General features: G+C 71.7%; 15 protein-coding genes. 7 read left to right on the top strand and 8 right to left on the bottom strand.

Annotated elements, in window-relative coordinates; translation table 11 throughout:
- Positions 1-7 precede the first annotated feature (7 nt).
- Positions 8-1,600 carry an MFS transporter gene (locus tag ACWC09_RS28880; RefSeq protein ID WP_450853827.1) on the bottom strand — a complete coding sequence of 531 codons (1,593 nt, stop codon included), beginning with the start codon at positions 1,598-1,600 and terminating at the stop codon, positions 8-10.
- 194 nt (positions 1,601-1,794) lie between these two features.
- Between ACWC09_RS28880 and panB the strand changes: the two genes are divergently transcribed.
- The 3 genes from panB (at position 1,795) to ACWC09_RS28865 (ending at position 4,634) form a co-directional block, all read left to right on the top strand.
- On the top strand, positions 1,795-2,661 hold the full coding sequence (panB, locus tag ACWC09_RS28875) for a 3-methyl-2-oxobutanoate hydroxymethyltransferase (protein ID WP_450853825.1): 867 nt from the start codon (positions 1,795-1,797) through the stop codon (positions 2,659-2,661).
- Between the two features lie 141 nt (positions 2,662-2,802).
- The gene (locus ACWC09_RS28870; RefSeq protein ID WP_450853823.1) at positions 2,803-3,828 is read left to right on the top strand and encodes an ATP-binding cassette domain-containing protein; all 1,026 of its coding nucleotides are present in this window, start codon (positions 2,803-2,805) and stop codon (positions 3,826-3,828) included.
- The gene (locus tag ACWC09_RS28865; RefSeq protein WP_450853821.1) at positions 3,825-4,634 is read left to right on the top strand and encodes an ABC transporter permease; all 810 of its coding nucleotides are present in this window, start codon (positions 3,825-3,827) and stop codon (positions 4,632-4,634) included. Before ACWC09_RS28870 ends, ACWC09_RS28865 begins: the two co-directional genes overlap by 4 nt.
- 20 nt (positions 4,635-4,654) lie before the next feature.
- On the opposite strand, the gene ACWC09_RS28860 is transcribed toward ACWC09_RS28865, so the two are convergent.
- Complete coding sequence (locus ACWC09_RS28860) at positions 4,655-8,716, bottom strand: AfsR/SARP family transcriptional regulator (RefSeq protein ID WP_450853819.1); 4,062 nt, start codon at positions 8,714-8,716, stop codon at positions 4,655-4,657.
- Between the two features lie 54 nt (positions 8,717-8,770).
- Positions 8,771-9,346, bottom strand: a complete 576-nt coding sequence (locus ACWC09_RS28855; protein WP_450853817.1) for a DUF6578 domain-containing protein — start codon at positions 9,344-9,346, stop codon at positions 8,771-8,773.
- A gap of 116 nt (positions 9,347-9,462) precedes the next feature.
- Here ACWC09_RS28855 and ACWC09_RS28850 point away from each other — a divergent pair, with 116 nt between their 5' ends.
- A complete protein-coding gene (locus ACWC09_RS28850; RefSeq protein WP_450853815.1) occupies positions 9,463-10,233 on the top strand; it encodes a site-2 protease family protein in 771 nt (256 codons plus the stop codon).
- Here the strand turns inward: ACWC09_RS28850 and ACWC09_RS28845 are convergent.
- The 3 genes from ACWC09_RS28845 to ACWC09_RS28835 all read right to left on the bottom strand — a co-directional run bounded on the left by ACWC09_RS28845 (position 10,215) and on the right by ACWC09_RS28835 (position 12,314).
- On the bottom strand, positions 10,215-10,394 hold the full coding sequence (locus ACWC09_RS28845) for a hypothetical protein (protein ID WP_450853813.1): 180 nt from the start codon (positions 10,392-10,394) through the stop codon (positions 10,215-10,217). The genes ACWC09_RS28850 and ACWC09_RS28845 overlap by 19 nt on opposite strands.
- 92 nt (positions 10,395-10,486) lie before the next feature.
- Positions 10,487-11,203 carry an NADPH-dependent F420 reductase gene (npdG, locus tag ACWC09_RS28840; RefSeq protein WP_450853811.1) on the bottom strand — a complete coding sequence of 239 codons (717 nt, stop codon included), beginning with the start codon at positions 11,201-11,203 and terminating at the stop codon, positions 10,487-10,489.
- A gap of 37 nt (positions 11,204-11,240) precedes the next feature.
- Complete coding sequence (locus ACWC09_RS28835) at positions 11,241-12,314, bottom strand: sialidase family protein (protein WP_450853809.1); 1,074 nt, start codon at positions 12,312-12,314, stop codon at positions 11,241-11,243.
- Between the two features lie 121 nt (positions 12,315-12,435).
- On the opposite strand from ACWC09_RS28835, the gene ACWC09_RS28830 reads away from it, so the two are divergent.
- Together ACWC09_RS28830 and ACWC09_RS28825 are read left to right on the top strand one after the other, a co-directional pair.
- Entirely contained in the window at positions 12,436-13,074 is a 639-nt protein-coding gene (locus ACWC09_RS28830; protein WP_450853807.1) for a hypothetical protein, read from the top strand.
- A 68-nt stretch (positions 13,075-13,142) separates the two neighbouring features.
- Positions 13,143-14,474: an MFS transporter gene (locus tag ACWC09_RS28825; RefSeq protein ID WP_450853806.1), complete on the top strand. Its 1,332-nt coding sequence runs from the start codon at positions 13,143-13,145 to the stop codon at positions 14,472-14,474.
- 5 nt (positions 14,475-14,479) lie between these two features.
- Here ACWC09_RS28825 and ACWC09_RS28820 read toward each other — a convergent pair whose 3' ends face one another.
- Positions 14,480-14,710: a hypothetical protein gene (locus ACWC09_RS28820; protein WP_450853804.1), complete on the bottom strand. Its 231-nt coding sequence runs from the start codon at positions 14,708-14,710 to the stop codon at positions 14,480-14,482.
- Between the two features lie 58 nt (positions 14,711-14,768).
- On the opposite strand from ACWC09_RS28820, the gene map reads away from it, so the two are divergent.
- Positions 14,769-15,626 carry a type I methionyl aminopeptidase gene (gene map, locus ACWC09_RS28815; protein ID WP_450853802.1) on the top strand — a complete coding sequence of 286 codons (858 nt, stop codon included), beginning with the start codon at positions 14,769-14,771 and terminating at the stop codon, positions 15,624-15,626.
- 85 nt (positions 15,627-15,711) lie between these two features.
- Here the strand turns inward: map and ACWC09_RS28810 are convergent, their stop codons facing one another.
- A complete protein-coding gene (locus ACWC09_RS28810) occupies positions 15,712-16,368 on the bottom strand; it encodes a PhzF family phenazine biosynthesis protein (RefSeq protein ID WP_450853800.1) in 657 nt (218 codons plus the stop codon).
- Between the last annotated feature and the right edge of the window lie 162 nt (positions 16,369-16,530).

The following is a 16,530-nucleotide window of genomic DNA, read 5'->3' as shown; positions in this document are numbered from 1 at the left end:
CCGGGTGCTACTCGGACGCGGCCACCAACTCCTGCTTCTCCTCACCCTGTTGACGGGCCGGCGGCTTGCCGGGCAGGAACAGGAAGGCGACCAGCGCGCCGATCAGCGCGACGCCCGTGCCGCACAGGGCGGTGACGTGCATGGCGTGCAGGAAGGCGTCGTTGGCGGGGCCGACGAGGGCCTTGCCCTGCGGGCCGAGCTTCGCGGCGACACCGAGCGTGGCCTCGATGGACTCGCCCGCCGTGTCCCGGAGGCCGACCGGGAGGTGGCCGAGCTTGTCCTGGATGCCGGTGCGGTACGCCGTCGACAGAACCGAGCCGAGCACGGCGATGCCGAGGGCGCCGCCGACCTGGCGGAAGGTGTTGCTCAGCGCGGACGCGGAGCCGGCCTTCTCGCGCGGCAGGGCCTGCATGATGACGACGGACGTCGGGGTCATGACGTGCGCCATACCGGCGCCCATGAGGAAGAACACGACCTCCAGGACCCAGATCGGCGTGTCCGCCCCAAAGCCCGCGAACGCGGCGAGCATGCCCGCCAGGACCAGCAGACCGACACCGGTGGTGACCCTGTTGCCGAACCGGTCGACCAGCAGCCGGGCGCGCGGCGCGAAGATCATCTGCGCGGCGGCCAGCGGCAGCATCAGCAGACCGGCCTGCAGCGGCGAGTAGCCGCGCACGCTCTGGGTGTAGAAGACCGAGAAGAAGGTCACGCCCATCAGCGCGAAGAACACCAGGCAGATCGCGGCCATGGCGGCCGAGAACACCTTGTTCTTGAAGTACGTGACGTCGAGTGACGGGTGGTCGCTGCGCTTCTCGAAGACGACGAACGCGGCGAGTACGACGACACCGGCACCGATGGTCGCCAGCACCTGGACGTCCGTGAAGTCGGCGAGCTCGCCGCCCTTGATGATGCCGTAGACGAGCAGGACCAGGCCGACGACGGACAGGACGACACCGATGGGGTCGAGGCGGCCCGGCTTCGGGTCGCGGGAGTCGGGGACCAGCCACACCATCAGCGCGAGCGCGAGGAGCACGATCGGCACGTTGATGAGGAAGACCGAGCCCCACCAGAAGTGGTCGAGGAGGACGCCGCCGGTGATCGGGCCGATGGCGATGGCGAGGCCGACGCCGCCCGCCCAGATGCCGATGGCCTTGGGCTGCTCCTCGCGCTCGAAGACGTTCATGAGGACGGCGAGGGTGGCCGGCATCACGAAGGCGGCGCCGAGGGCCATCAGGGCGCGGTAGGCGATGAGCTGGCCGGGTGAACCGGACTCGGCGGCCAGGGCCGAGCCGATGCCGAACACCACGAGGCCGCCGAGCAGCACCTTCTTGCGGCCCACCCGGTCGCCGATCAGACCGGCGGTGAACAGCAGGCCCGCGAAGACGAGGGTGTAGGCGTTGATCGCCCACTCCAGCTCGCTCTGCGTGGCGCCGAGGCCGGTCGGGGCCGGGGTGGAGATCGTCTTGATGGCGACGTTCAGGATCGAGTTGTCGAGCACCACGATCAGCAGGCTCAGCATCAGCACGCCCAGGATCGCCCAGCGGCGCCGGTGCACCGCTTCCGGGATCCGGGGTGCGACAGGGAGAGGTGGATTGGTCATACGGAACAGCCTAGATAATTCCGATACGGATCGGTCTCGTATCGTAAATGTTTTTACCCGGTCCTTACACACCGCCTTCCGTGAGCCCTTACGTGACAGAGGTCCTCTTGGCTGCGCCCGGCACGAGGTGCCACCATGGGAGTGATCCGGGGACGCCGTAAGGGCGCCTCGAGATGACTGAAGGAGCCGTTGCAATGACGCAGCTTTCGGCTGCCCAGACGAAGCCCTCCGACGGCAGCAAGGCGCTGTACGGGGGCAAGGGCACACGCCGTATCACTGTTCGCGACATCGCCCTCGCCAAGGAACGCGGCGAGAAGTGGCCCATGCTCACCGCCTACGACGCGATGACCGCGTCCGTCTTCGACGAGGCCGGGATCCCGGTGCTCCTCGTCGGCGACTCGGCGGGCAACTGCCACCTCGGGTACGAGACGACGGTCCCCGTGACCATGGACGAGATGACCATGCTGTCGGCCGCGGTGGTCCGTGGCACGCAGCGTGCCCTGATCGTCGGCGACCTCCCCTTCGGCTCCTACCAGGAGGGTCCGGTGCAGGCGCTGCGCTCGGCGACCCGGCTGGTGAAGGACGCCGGGGTGGGGGCCGTGAAGCTGGAGGGCGGCGAGCGGTCGCACGAGCAGATCCGGCTGCTCGTGGAGTCAGGGATCCCGGTGATGGCCCACATCGGGCTCACGCCGCAGTCCGTCAACGCCATGGGCTACCGCGTCCAGGGGCGCGGCGAGGAGGCGGCCCAGCAGCTGCTGCGGGACGCCAAGGCCGTGCAGGACGCGGGCGCGTTCGCCGTGGTGCTGGAGCTGGTGCCGGCCGAGCTGGCGGCCGAGGTGACCCGGGTGCTGCACATCCCCACGGTCGGTATCGGCGCCGGGCCGGAGACGGACGCGCAGGTGCTGGTGTGGACGGACATGCTGGGGCTGACCGGCGGTCGCGTGCCCAAGTTCGTCAAGAAGTACGCCAACCTGCGCGAGGTCATGGGCGACGCGGTCAAGGAGTTCGCGGAGGACGTCGTCGGCGGAACATTCCCGCTGGACGAGCACTCCGTCCACTAGAGCCATAGCGGCACAGAGGCAGCCCGCCGATCTTCCCCCGTCGGCGGGCTGCTGCTTTGTGTAGGCGTGCTGTCGGTACCGACATGTCGCTGTCGGTCGTCTGTCGGTCGTTTGTCGGTGGGCCCTGGCACCGTTCTCGGCATGAAGCGAATCGACAAGAACTCCAGCGGCGGCGGGAACGCCGTCACCGTGCGGGGGATGGTCAAGCACTACGGCGAGACCAAGGCGCTGGACGGCGTCGACCTGGACGTGCGCGAGGGCACCGTGATGGGTGTGCTCGGGCCGAACGGGGCCGGCAAGACCACCCTCGTACGCATTCTGTCCACGCTGCTGGCCCCCACCGCGGGCCAGGCCACCGTCGCCGGATACGACGTCCTGCGGCAGCCGCGGCAGCTGCGCCGGGTGATAGGACTCACCGGGCAGTACGCCTCCGTCGACGAGAAGCTCCCGGGCTGGGAGAACCTCTACATGATCGGGCGGCTGCTCGACCTGCCCCGGAAGGACGCCCGCGCCCGTGCCGACGAGCTGTTGGAGCGGTTCTCGTTGACCGACGCCGCCAAGCGGCCCGCGAGCACCTACTCCGGCGGTATGCGGCGCCGCCTGGACCTCGCCGCCTCGATGATCGGGCGCCCCCAGGTGCTCTTCCTCGACGAGCCGACCACCGGCCTGGACCCCCGTACCCGCAACGAGGTGTGGGACGAGGTCAAGGCCATGGTGGGGGGCGGCGTGACCGTCCTGCTCACCACGCAGTACATGGAGGAGGCCGAGCAGCTCGCCTCCGAGCTGACGGTCGTGGACCACGGGAAGGTCATCGCCGGCGGCGCGATCGACGAGCTGAAGGCCAAGGTCGGGGGCCGGACCCTGCGTGTACGGCCCGTCGATCCGCTGCAGTTGCGGCCGCTCGCCACCGCGCTCGACGAGCTCGGCATCACCGGGCTCGCGACCACCACCGTCGACACCGAGAGCGGGACCGTGCTGGTGCCGATCCTCAGTGACGAGCAACTGACCGCCGTGGTCGGCGCGGTGACCGCGCGTGGCATCACCATCAGCTCCATCACCACCGAACTCCCCAGCCTGGACGAGGTGTTCCTGTCCCTCACCGGCCACCGCGCCAGTGCCCCGCAGGACACCGTGCCCACCGACACCCTCGAGGAGGTCGCCGTATGAGCGCCGCCACCGCCACCGCGACCGACGCGCGCATTCCGCTGCGCGGCCACCTGCGCCACACCGGCGCCCTGATCCGCCGCAACCTGCTGTGGATCAAGCAGGACCCGGAGTCGATGTTCGACGCGCTGCTGATGCCCGTCATCTTCACGCTGCTGTTCGTGTACGTCTTCGGCGGCTCGATCGGGCAGGCGCTGGGCGGCGGGCAGGACGGGTATGTGCAGTACGTCATCCCCGGCATGATCGCGATGATGAGCATGTCGCTGTCGCAGGGCGTCGGCACCGGGTTCAGCCAGGACTTCAACTCCGGTGTCATGGACCGCTTCCGGTCCCTGCCGATCGGGCGCGGGTCCGTCCTGTTCGCGAAGATCGCGGTGGAGCTGGCGCGGATGCTGTTCGCGACGACCGTGCTGATGATCGTCGCCGTGCTGGTCGGGTTCGACATCGACCACTGGGGCGGACTGTTCGCCGCCGTGGGCCTGTCCGCCGTGTTCGCCTCGTCGATCATGTGGGTGTTCCTCACCCTGGGCGTGGTCCTGAAGAACGCGCAGTCCGTGCAGGCGATGGGCTTCCTCGTGCTGTTCCCGCTGCAGTTCGGCTCGTCGATCTTCGCGCCGACGAACTCGATGCCGGGCTGGCTGCAGGCCTTCACCGACTACAACCCGCTGTCCACCCTGGCGGACGCGGCCCGCGGGCTGATGGTGGGCGGGCCGGTCGCGCACGACCTGTGGGTGACGCTGGGCTGGTCCGTGGCGATCACGGCCGTGGCGGCGCCCTACGCGATCCACAAGTTCCGCACCAAGAGCTGACCGTCACCGGCGTTCGCGCCTCACACCAGGGCGGCGGCCTCCACGAGGGAGAGGCCGCCGCCCTCGGCGTGTGCGGTCTCGTAGGCCTCGTCGCCGAGCACGGCGCGGGTGTGCCGCTCGGCCCGCTCGTACACCTCGCGCTCCATGGACGTCGCCGTGTGGCGGGGCGGGAGCGCGGCCCTCGCGGCCCCGATGCACCGGGCGCCGTCCTCGGCCCTGCGGCCGTCGTCGGTCTCGGCGAGCCCGATCGCGGCCATGGCCAGGTAGAGGGGGCGCATGTGCGGGGCTATGGCGTCGGCAAGGGAGTCGGCGGCCCGGCCCAGGGCCTGGCGGACCTTCTCCAGGGAGAGTTCGTAGTTGCCGGCGGCCACCTCCACCCAGGCCTCGGAGCCGAGGATGAACGCGTCGAAGATGACGAAGAAGGCGATCTTGAACTCCTCGCGCAGCAACCGCAGTTGCTCGCGCGCCTCGTCGACCCGCCCGGTCATGGCGAGACGGCCCGCGAGGAACATCCGGGCGGCGGGCATGGCCTCGTTGTGCGCGCCGCCCGCCGTCACGATCACCTCGCGCAGGATCTGCTCGCCCCGCTCGCCCTCGCCCGCCTCCATCAGCGCACTGCCGAGCCGGGCTCTGAGGACGGTCACCTGGGCGCGGGCGCCGAGCCGTTCGGCCTCTTCGATCGCCGCCTCGTAGTCGGCGGCGGCCAACTGGTACTCCCCGCCCCGCTCATGGGCCTCCCCGCGGGCGGACAGCGCCTCGGCGGTGCCCCACAGGTCCCCGATCCGGCGATAGATCTCCAGCGACTCGTCGGCGTCGCGCCGCGCGTCGCCCGCCCAGTCGCTGCGGTTGGCCAGGAGGTTGGCGCGCATCTGGAGGGTGGCGGCGAGCTCCCATTCCATCCCGGGAGTGGTCCGGCAGGTATGGACCGAGGCGTCCAGGATCGTGGGCAGCCGCTCCACGCTGCCGGTCAGCATCACGGCGTAGAACCAGAGCATGCCGGGGGTGCGGCAGGTCTGCGGGAGGCCGGGCTCGTAGACCTCGGTGATCAGGCGCAGCTTCTCCTTCGCCTGCGGGGACTCCCAGGCCTCCAACTCGGTGTCCATACAGGCGAGATGGGCGAGATGGACGCCGCGCCGGGCCTCGGCGAGGAGCTCACCCGACCAGGGGGGCGAGGTGTCGGTGCAGCGCCGCGGGACCGGTTGGGCCCGGCGGACGGGGGCGGTGAAGGGGTCCGGGCCGAGGGCCATGACCTCGGCGCACCAGTTGCGGGCCTCGATACGCGCGTCACGCATCTGCCAGTACCAGGCCAGCGACAGGATCAGGCAGATGCCCTCCTGCTCGTCGCGCTCGGCGACCGCGAACCGCAGGGCGGTGCGCAGGTTCTCGTACTCGCGCTCCAGCAGTCCGATGGCGGCGAGTTGGCCGGGGCCGCGGAGCAACGGGTCGGTGGTGCGGGCGAGTTCGCGGTAGTACGTGAGATGGGCGCGCTGCGTCCCGGCCCGCTGCCCGGTCTCCGCGAGCCGCTCACCGGCGTACTCGGCGACGGTCTCCAGGAGCCGGTAGCGCATACCGCCGTCGCCCGAAGGGGCGGCCACGACAAGGGACTTGTCGACCAGTGAGCCGAGCGCCTCCAGGGCGACGGGGCCGCAGACGGCCTCGGCGGCGGCGAGGTCGCAGCCGCCCGCGAAGACGGAGAGCCGCCGCAGGACGTTCCGCTCCTCCTCGTCCAGCAGCTCCCAGGACCAGTCGACGACCGCGCGCAGGGTCTGCTGGCGGGGCAGGACGGTACGGCTGCCGGAGGTGAGGAGGCGGAAACGGTCGTCGAGCCGGTCGGCTATCTGACGCGGCGTCAACATCCGTAGCCGGGCCGCGGCGAGCTCGATCGCGAGGGGCAGTCCGTCCAGCCGCCGGCAGATCTCGGCGCAGGCGTCGGGATCCTCCTGCGTGCGGAATCCGGGCCTGGCCGCCGCGCCCCGGTCGGCGAGCAGCCGCAGGGCGACCGGCTCGGGAAGGGGCTCCACCGGCCGTAGCAACTCCCCCGGCACGCCCAGCGGTTCACGACTGGTCGCCAGCACGGTCAGCTCGGGACACCGCCCCAGGAGTTCCTCGACCAGCCGCGCGGCGGCGTCGACGACATGCTCGCAGTTGTCCAGGACGATCAGCATCCGCCGTCGCCCGCAGTGCTCGGCGAGCCGCTCGACGGGGTCGTCGTGCCGCTCGGCCCCGGCCGCCCGCATGGCCTCGGCCCCGGCGCCGTAGAGCACGGTCTCGCGGGCGCCGACGGCGGTGAGCACGGCCTCCGGTACGGCGTCCGGGTCGTCGACGGGAGCGAGTTCGGCCAGCCACACCCCGTCCCGCGCCGCGTACCGCACGGTCTCGGCGGCCTCCTGCGACAGCCGCGTCTTGCCGGCACCACCGGGCCCGAGCAGCGTGACGAGCCGGGCGGAGGCGAGGTCACCGCGGATGGCCTCGATGTCGGCTTCCCGTCCGACGAAGGAGGTGAGGCGGGCGCGGAGGTTGCCGGGGGGTTGGGGGGACGGGGCGGAGGGCGGGTCCTGGGGGGCGGCGGCGGACGTGGTGGGTGAGGGGGCGATCGGGGCCCGGCCGCCGACCCCGGAGGTGTTCGGAGCGTGCGGGTCGGGAGCGGGGGCCGACCGGGCCGGAACACCGGGATCGGGATCCGGGTCGGGATGGGAATGGGGATCGGGATCGGGCTGCGCTCCCGGTGCGCCCTGGACGGCCGAGCCGTGCGTTCCGATCGGCCCCTCGGCGAGGTTCCACGCGATGTACCGGCCGTCGTGCCCCACTTCCCCCGGCCCGCCGTCCTGCGCGTCGACGCGCGGGTGACCGCCTGCGGGTGCGCCGGGCCCGACCCCATGGCCGCTCGTCGACCCGCCGGCACCTCCCCCATGGCCACCCGACAACCCTCCGACACCCACCCCCTGACCGCCCGCAGACGCGCCCGGCGCGACCCCATGACCAGCCGACAACCCTCCGCCACCTCCCCCATGGCCACCCGTCGACCCGCCGGCACCCACCCCCTGACCGCCCGCAGACGCGCCGGGCCCGAGCCCCTGACCAGCCGACGACCCGCCGGCACCTCCCCCGTGACCACCCGACAACCCTCCGGCACCTCCCCCGTGACCACCCGACGCCCCGCCGGCACCCACCCCCTGACCGCCCGCAGACGCGCCGGGCCCGAGCCCATGACCAGCCGACGACCCGCCGGCACCTCCCCCGTGACCACCCGTCGGCGCGCCGGCACCCACCCCCTGACCGCCCGCGGGCGCGCCGGGCGCGACCCCGTGGCCGTCCGTCGGCGCGTCGCGTCCGGGTCCGTGCGCGAGTGGGTTTTCCGGTCGTAGCAACTCCCCGTACAGGGAACGTAGTTCAGGACCCGGGTCCGTGCCCAGGCGGTCCGCCAGCAGCTGGCGTACGTCCTCGAAGGCGGCCAGGGCCTCGGCCGTGCGGCCGGCTGCGCGGAGGGCGCGCAGGCGCAGGGCCTGGAGGGGTTCGTCGAGGGGGTGGGTGTCGCAGAGGGCGGTCAGTTCGGGGAGGGACCGTTCGGCGTGGCCCAGGGCGAGGGCGGCGGTGTGGCGGGTGCGGAGGGCATCCAGGCGGCGGGCCTCCCAACGGGCCGCCTCGGCGGTGCGGTCGGGCAGATCGGCGAGAGCGGGACCCTGCCAGAGGGCGAGGGCGTCGTCGAGGGCGACGGCGGCCTTGGCGGGGTCGCCGTCGGCCAGGGCGCGGGTGCCCTCGCCGGTGAGCCGTTCGAAACGGTGCAGGTCGATGTCGTCGGGCGGCGCGGCCAGGCGGTAGCCGCCCTCGACCGAGGCGATCGCGTCGGCGCCGAGGGCTCGGCGCAGCCGGCCGACGAGTGCCTGCAGCGCGCCCGGGGCGTCGGCGGGCGGGGCGCCGTCCCAGACCTCTTCGACGAGCAGGCTCACGGGCACGGTCCGGCCGGCCCGCAGGGCGAGCACGGTCAGCAGAGCACGCAGCCGCGCGCCGCCGACCGGGACGGGGGTGCCGTCGGGCCGAAGTGCCTGAGCTGTGCCGAGGATGCGATAGCGCACGGGGTCCATTGTCTCCGGTCGGGTCGGGGCCGGTCACGGGGTTCGGGTCGGCGGGGTGGCGCCCTACTCCCCCCGGCCCTCCGCCGCTGCCCCCGGCGTCGGTACCTCCAGCGTCACCAGCACCCCCGCCTCCATCCCCTCGCGGCCCTCCGCCTCATGGGTGCTGTCCCGGAAACGCTTCGGGCAGGTGCCGATCGACCGCAGACGGCGTGTGCCCGGGCCCGACGCCGGCCGCCAGGACGTCGAGCCCGGCTCTGTCTCCTCGTACACCTGCGTCACCAGTCGGATCGCCCGCACCCGCCCCCGCGCCTCCGGCCACTCTCCGCTGTGTCGTTCCACCGTGAGCATGCCGACCCTGCGGATCCGGTCGCCCGGTCCCGCATCGGCGCCCTGCTCGCCGAACAGGGCCGCCGTCAGCCCCGTCTCGTCCCGCAGGACCCGCACCGGAGGGCCGCCCTCGCCGTCCGGCACCTCCTCGACCGGGCCCGCGAGCCTGGACAGTTCCTCGGACCAGCCGCCGGACAGCACGTCGTCCGCGTCATGGAACTGCAGCGGCCAGCGCACCTCCTCCCCCACCGCGAACGGCTCCCCGCAGCACTCCATCTGCCAGCCCTCGTAGTACACCTGCCACAACCCCATGTCCCCCACCTTCCCTGGAACCCAGGGCAGACCGCGAGACGTTTTCCCGGTGCGCCCGGTACGGTCGGGCAGTCCCACCACATGCAGGTACGACGATCCACAGTCCAGGGAGTTCCATGACCACCGCTGCCACCCGCCACAGCGACCGGCGGATCAGTCCCGTCTTCGTCGGCATCCTGGCCGTGACGGCGGTGACCGGCTGGGCCACCTGGTCCGGCTTCGCCGAGCAGCCCGGTGTGGCCGTGTTCCTGTTCGTGACGGCCGCGTGGATCGTGTCGCTCTGCCTGCACGAGTACGCGCACGCCCGCACCGCCCTCCACAGCGGCGACATCACGATCGGCGCGAAGGGCTACCTCAGCCTCAATCCTCTCGCCTATACACACGCCCTGCTCAGCATCGTGCTGCCGGTGCTGTTCGTGATCATGGGCGGGATCGGACTGCCGGGCGGGGCCGTCTTCATCGAACGCAACCGCATTCAGGGGCGGTGGCGGCACAGCCTCATCTCGGCCGCGGGCCCGCTGACGAACGTACTCTTCGCCGCCGTGTGCACCGCCCCGTTCTGGCTGCACGCCCTCGACGGCGTGCCGACCGACTTCCAGTACGCGCTCGCCTTCCTCGCGCTGCTCCAGGTCACGGCGGCGATCCTGAACTTCCTGCCGGTCCCGGGCCTGGACGGCTACGGCGTGATCGAGCCCTGGCTGTCCTACAAGATCAAGCGGCAGGTGGAGCCGTTCGCGCAATTCGGGCTGCTGTTCGTTTTCGCGCTGCTGTGGGTGCCGTCGGTGAACAGGGTGTTCTTCGACCTGGTCGACGCGATCCTGCGCGGACTCGACGTCACGGACTGGCAGACCTCGTCCGGCTTCAGCCTCTACCGCTTCTGGGCGTAGGCGCTCCGGCCCCGCTTCACGTAGTACCAGCACATGTTGGACGAGAGGCTCGCCAGCAGCACCCAGACGACCCCCAGCCAGCTGCCCTGCACGAAGGACACGACCGCGGCGGCCACGGAGAGCAGGCAGACGGCGAGGGCGTAGAGGGCGAGGCGGGGCATTTCGTTCGGCTCCTGTCGGCGGACTCGGGGGGCTCGGGGGACTCGGGGGACACTGCGGGACGTGCTCGTACCGACCAGTGTCCCCCACCCGCTCACACGTCCGTGACGCGGAGCCCGGCGTGTGCCTTGTAGCGGCGGTTGACGGAGATCAGGTTGGCGACCAGCGACTCCACCTGGTGGGCGTTGCGCAGCCGCCCGGCGAAGATGCCGCGCATGCCGGGGATACGCCCCGCCAGCGCCTGCACGATCTCGACGTCGGCCCGCTCCTCCCCCAGCACCATCACATCGGTGTCGATCTCGTCGATCCCGGGGTCCTGCAACAGCACCGCCGACAGGTGGTGGAAGGCCGCGGCCACCCGCGAGTCCGGCAACAGGGCGGCCGCCTGCTCCGCCGCGCTGCCCTCCTCCGGCTTGATCGCGTACGCGCCCTTCTTGTCGAAGCCGAGCGGGTTGACGCAGTCCACGACCAGCTTGCCCGCCAGTTCCTCGCGCAGGGCCTCGAGGGTCTTGCCGTGCCCGTCCCACGGTACGGCGACGATCACGACGTCGCTGCGGCGCGCGGTCTCGGCGTTGTCGGCGCCCTCGACGCCGTGGCCCAGCTCGTCGGCGGCGGCCTGCGCACGCTCCGCCGCACGCGAGCCGATGATCACCTTCTGGCCGGCCCTGGCGAGCCGGTAGGCCAGACCCTTGCCCTGCGGGCCGGTCCCGCCGAGGACGCCCACGATGAGCCCGGAGACGTCGGGGAGGTCCCACGGGTCCTTGGCGGGAGCCTTCGCGGGGGTCTGTGCAGCACTGTCGGTAGAGGTCATGGGCCGACTTTACGTCCGCCCCGATCGGCCCGGCGGGTCAGGTGAGCCGCGTCACGGGCAGCCGCCGCAGCACGATCCGCTCGTACGCCCCGAAGTCCCCGGTCTCGTAGAGGATCCCGACGGTCGAGGCGTCGATCCGGACCAGGTCGGAGTAGGCGGCCGGCAGACCGTCCATGGTGTACACGGGCCGCCAGGTGGTGCCGCCGTTGGTGGAGGCGCGGACGGTCATCAGGGCGCGGGCGTCGGGGTAGGCGGGCCCGGAGAAGAGGAGCACGTCCGGGTCGCGGAGCTGGAGCAGGCTGCCCTCGCACACCGGACCCTCGAGGCCGGCCTGCGGGCGGAAGGGCGTACGCAGGGTCTTGCCGCCGTCCTCGGAATGGGCGTCGGCGCGGCTGCCGGGGGACGGGGAGTCGTTGCGGGTGTTGAAGTAGAGGCTGCCGTCGGGGAGTTCGGCGGCGGTGGTCTCGTTGGCGTTGATGTAGCCGTCGGTGTTGTCGTCGACGTAGCCGATGGACCAGGTCTCGCCGAGGTCGTCGCTGAGCAGGCAGTGGCCGCCGTTGTACTGGGCCTCGGTGCCGAGGTCGGTGCCGGTGGGGGCGAGGCTGTGGTTGGCGGGGACGACGACGCGGCCGTCGCCGAGTTGGAGGGCGTGGCCGGGACCGGTGGCGTACCACCGCCACCCGGCGTTCTTCACGGACTTGGTGATCTCGACCGGGCTCGACCAGGTGAGGCCTTCGTCGTCGCTGTGCTGCACCCACACCCGGCGCCCGTCGGCGTCCTTCACCTTGCCCTGCCGGATGAGGTCCTCGGCGGCGGAGGCGGCCGCGCGGACGTGGACGAGGAGGACGCGGCCGTTGTTCAGGACCACGGGCGCGGGGTTGCCGGCGAGTCCGGTGCCGTTGCTCGCGGCGACCTGGAGCGGGCCCCAGGTGTGACCGCCGTCCGTCGACCGCTTCAGCACGATGTCGATATGACCGTGATCGCTCGCGGACTTCACCCGCCCCTCGCAGAAGGCGAGAAGAGTGCCTTTCGCGGTGGCGACGATCGCCGGGATCCGGTAACTCGCGTATCCCTCCCGGCCCGCGCGGAAGGGGACGGTCACGTCTGCCATGGACGGCTCTCCTCGCAATCGATCTCCAAGGGGCACCAGTAAGGCGCCTGGATGCCCAAGTCGGGCGAATTCGTGGTGAACTCCGGGTCACGAGTGGCCGATTGGTGCAGGATGCGAACCCATGGACGCCGTACGGGTCGCGCTGCTGCGCGAAGTGCTCGCCGGGACCGAGTGGTTGGGGGCCACCCGGAGATTCGCGGGGGCGCTGCGCGGTTCGGTGGTGTCGCACGGGGGCGGGCTGCTGCTGGTGGGCACGCCGGAGTACGAGCCCTGGCATCTCGCGGCCCATCTCGTGGACGAGGCCGCGTGGTCGGGCACGCCCGAGCTGGCCCCGACTCTCGTACGACATGACGCGCACCCCTCCGATCCGGCCCATCTGGCCGTCGGGCTGGGCAGGTTGGCGGCGGCGCGGCGGGGCGAGACGCTGCTGGTGGTGTCGCCCTGCGGGTCCCCCCGCTCGAGCGGATTCGAGAGTGGGGGAGGACCGGCGGCGCCCCTGCTGGAGCGCGTGCACGACGCGCGCCGGGCCGGAGCGACGGTCCTCGCCCTCGGCCCCGGCGAGGGCGACCTCACGTCCATGGCCCATGAGTCGCTGCCGGTGCCGGACGGCTCGGAGCTGGACCTGGACACGGTGCAGCACCTGGTCAGCGCGGCGGCCGGCGAGAACGCGGTACCGGTCGCAAGGGGAAGCCGGCGAGTCCGGGACCGCCTCTCGAGACTGGCGGAACTCCTGACGGCTCCCCCGCCCTCCGCTTGGTGACGCACCACCTCCGGTACCGGCCGAAAACGGGTTGCCCGCCGCAGGTTCCCCGCCCACCATGACCGGTCGTGACCGAAGACGCCCCCGACCGCGCGCCCGCCGAAGGCAGCCCCTCCCGCCTGCGCGCCCTCCTCCCCGACCTCACGCCCTGGCACGCCTCCCTCGACTTCCGGCGTCTGTGGATCTCCGGGACGGTCTCGAACTTCGGGAGCTTCCTGACGTTCGTGGCGTTGCCCGTGCAGCTGAAGGAACTCACCGGATCGGCGGCGGCGGTCGGCGCGATCGGAGCCGTGGAGCTGCTGCCACTTCTGGTCTTCGGCCTGTACGGCGGCGCACTGGCCGACGCGCTCGACAAGCGGAAGCTGATCGTGTGGACGGAGGCCGGACAGGGCCTGCTGTCGGCCGCACTCCTCCTCAACGCCCTCCTCCCCCACCCCGCCGTCTGGCCGCTCTACGTGGTCGCCGCCCTCTCCTCCGCCCTGGTCTCGGTCCAGCGCCCCGCGATCGACTCCCTCTGGCCCCGCATCGTCGCCCACGAGCACATGCCCGCCGCGGCCGCCCTGAACTCCCTGCGCTGGACCGTCGGCGGCGTGGCGGGTCCCGCGCTGGCGGGTGTGGTCGTGGCGTACGCGGGCCTCGGCTGGGCCTACGGCGCGGACCTGCTGACCTTCGCCGTCTCCGTGGCCCTGATGGTCCGCATCGCCGCGTCCCCCGCCTCCCACGAGGCCGCGAAGCCGTCGCTCAGGGCCATCGCCGAGGGCGCCCGTTACGCCTGGAGCCGCAAGGAGCTCCTCGGCACCTACGCGGTGGACCTGGCGGCGATGTTCCTGGCGATGCCCCTCGCCGTCCTCCCCTTCCTGGCGGACGAACTGCACGCCAACTGGTCCCTGGGCCTGATGTACGCGACCGTCCCCCTCGGCTCGATGCTGGTGAGCCTGACCAGCGGCTGGACCTCACGGGTGCACCGGCACGGACGGATGGTCGTCGTCTCGGCCGCGCTGTGGGGCCTGGCGATCGCGGGTGCCGGCATCGTCGGCAACGTATGGCTGGTGCTGCTGTTCCTCACCCTGGCCGGCGGCTGCGACATGGTCAGCGGGATCTTCCGGGGCTCCATGTGGAACCAGACCATCCCCGACGAACTGCGCGGCCGGCTCGCCGGGATCGAGTTGCTGTCGTACTCGGTGGGCCCGACGGTCGGCCAGGTCCGCTCAGGCGGTTTCGCGGCCTGGTGGGGCGTACGGGCGTCGGTCTGGTCGGGCGGCCTGCTCTGCGCGGGTGCGGTCGGCCTCCTGGCGCTCTGCCTGCCGAAGCTGATGACGTACGACGTCCGCACGAACGAGCACGCGGTGCGGCTGCACGCCCAGCGGACGGCAGCCGCACCGGCTCAGGCACAGGCCTGATCGCCTCAGTCGTCGTCGGCGGTCCCGGCGGGCGCGTCATGCCACTTCGGGTCGTTCTCCCACTGGAGGTTGCGCTCGCGGGCGGTCTCCATCGCGTGCTGGGCCTCCTGCCGGGAGGCATACGGCCCGAAGCGGTCCTTGCCCGGACAGTCCGGCCCCTCCTCGACCTTCTTGTGCTCCAGGCAGTAGTACCACTCGCCCGGCTTGCCGACCGTGCGCTTCTTGAACAAGGCCATGACCTGCTCCTCTCGCCTACGACATGTTCCCCCACCCCGGCTCGTTAGACTCGCTGGCATGTCTGGCCAGTCGCTGCTCGTACCAGGGGAGCTCTCCCCCACCCGCTCCGTCCCCGGAAACATCCGCCGCCCCGAGTACGTCGGCAGGCCCGCGCCGACGCCGTACACCGGACCGGAGGTGCAGACGCCCGAGACGATCGAGGCGATGCGCCTCGCCGGCCGGATCGCCGCGCAGGCGATGGCGGAGGCCGCGAAGCTGATCGCGCCCGGGGTCACCACTGACGAACTGGACAAGGTGGCACACGAGTACATGTGCGACCACGGCGCCTACCCCTCCACGCTCGGCTACCGCGGCTTCCCCAAGTCCCTGTGCACCAGCCTCAACGAGGTGATCTGCCACGGGATTCCGGACTCCACGACGCTCCGGGACGGCGACATCATCAACCTCGACGTGACGGCGTACATCGGCGGGGTGCACGGCGACAACAACGCGACGTACCTGGTGGGGGACGTGGACGAGGAGTCGCGGCTGCTGGTCGAGCGCACCCGCGAGTCGTTGGCGCGCGCGATCAAGGCGGTGAAACCGGGCCGCCAGATCAACATCATCGGCCGGGTCATCGAGTCGTACGCCAAGCGCTTCGGCTACGGAGTGGTCCGCGACTTCACGGGCCACGGCATCAACTCGTCCTTCCACTCGGGTCTGATCATCCCCCACTACGACAGCCCGCACGCGACGACGGTCATGCAGCCGGGGATGACGTTCACGATCGAGCCGATGCTGACCCTGGGCACCCACGAGTACGACATGTGGGACGACGGCTGGACGGTCGTCACGAAGGACCGGAAGCGGACGGCGCAGTTCGAGCACACGCTGGTGGTGACGGAGACGGGGGCCGACATCCTGACGCTGCCGTAGCGATCTTCCAGGGGTGTGGACGCTTTTGCGCTGCACCGCGCAACTCTGGTTCGTCTACGAGGCGTTGGAGACCGGTGTCGCGCGCCTAGCGCTCCGGCTGGCGCTCCAGGAAGACCCGTCCACCGATCTCCACCCAGCCGTACGGCTGCGGAGCGGTGATTATCTGCGACCCGGCGCCCTGCGTGATGTTGAGCGCGCGGCCGAGTTGTTCGGTGAGCAGCAGGGCCGCCGCGCCCGTGGCCTCGTCCTCGTCGATGCCGTCGTCCCGGCCGGGGAAGCCGCGGGCGCGGATGCGGCCGGCGGGCTCGTCCTCCCACGCCCAGGCGTAGATCCACTCACCCTTCGGCGGCACGGGCAGGGCATCGACCTCGGCGGCCGTGGCGTACTGGCGGAACGTGCGCGGCGGGGCCCACTCCGCCCGCGCCTCGATCCAGCTGAACTCCCCGTCCTGGCGGGCCCCGACCGCACCGGCGGGTGTCACCAGCTCCTCCACGTCCAGCAGCCAGGCCGCACCGACACACGGATGACCGGCGAAGGGCAGGCGCAGGGTCGGGGTGTAGATGTCGATGACGCCACGCTCGGGGTCGTCGACGAACACGGTCTCACTGAAGCCGAGCTTCGCGGCGAAGGCCTGGCGCTCCGTCGGATCGGGCATCACCGAGCCCTCGCGGACGACACCGAGTTCGTTGCCGTAGCCGCTGTTCGGGGCACAGAAGACGCGGAGCACGTCGTAGTCAGTCACGTTGGAATTGAAGCATCGCGGGGGCGGGGATGCCTGCGGCGCCTGTGCGGGGTGGGTGGGGGCTGGTGTAGCGCCTGCGGTGTGTTGTGGGTCGGGGCCGGGGCGGGGGGTGTCCGTCCTCGGTCGGGCGGTGCTGTGTCTTTGGAGGGTGCGCGGTGATGG

The sequence above is a fragment of the Streptomyces sp. NPDC001617 genome (assembly GCF_053596855.1).
This window is presented reverse-complemented; position numbering and strand designations above follow the sequence as displayed.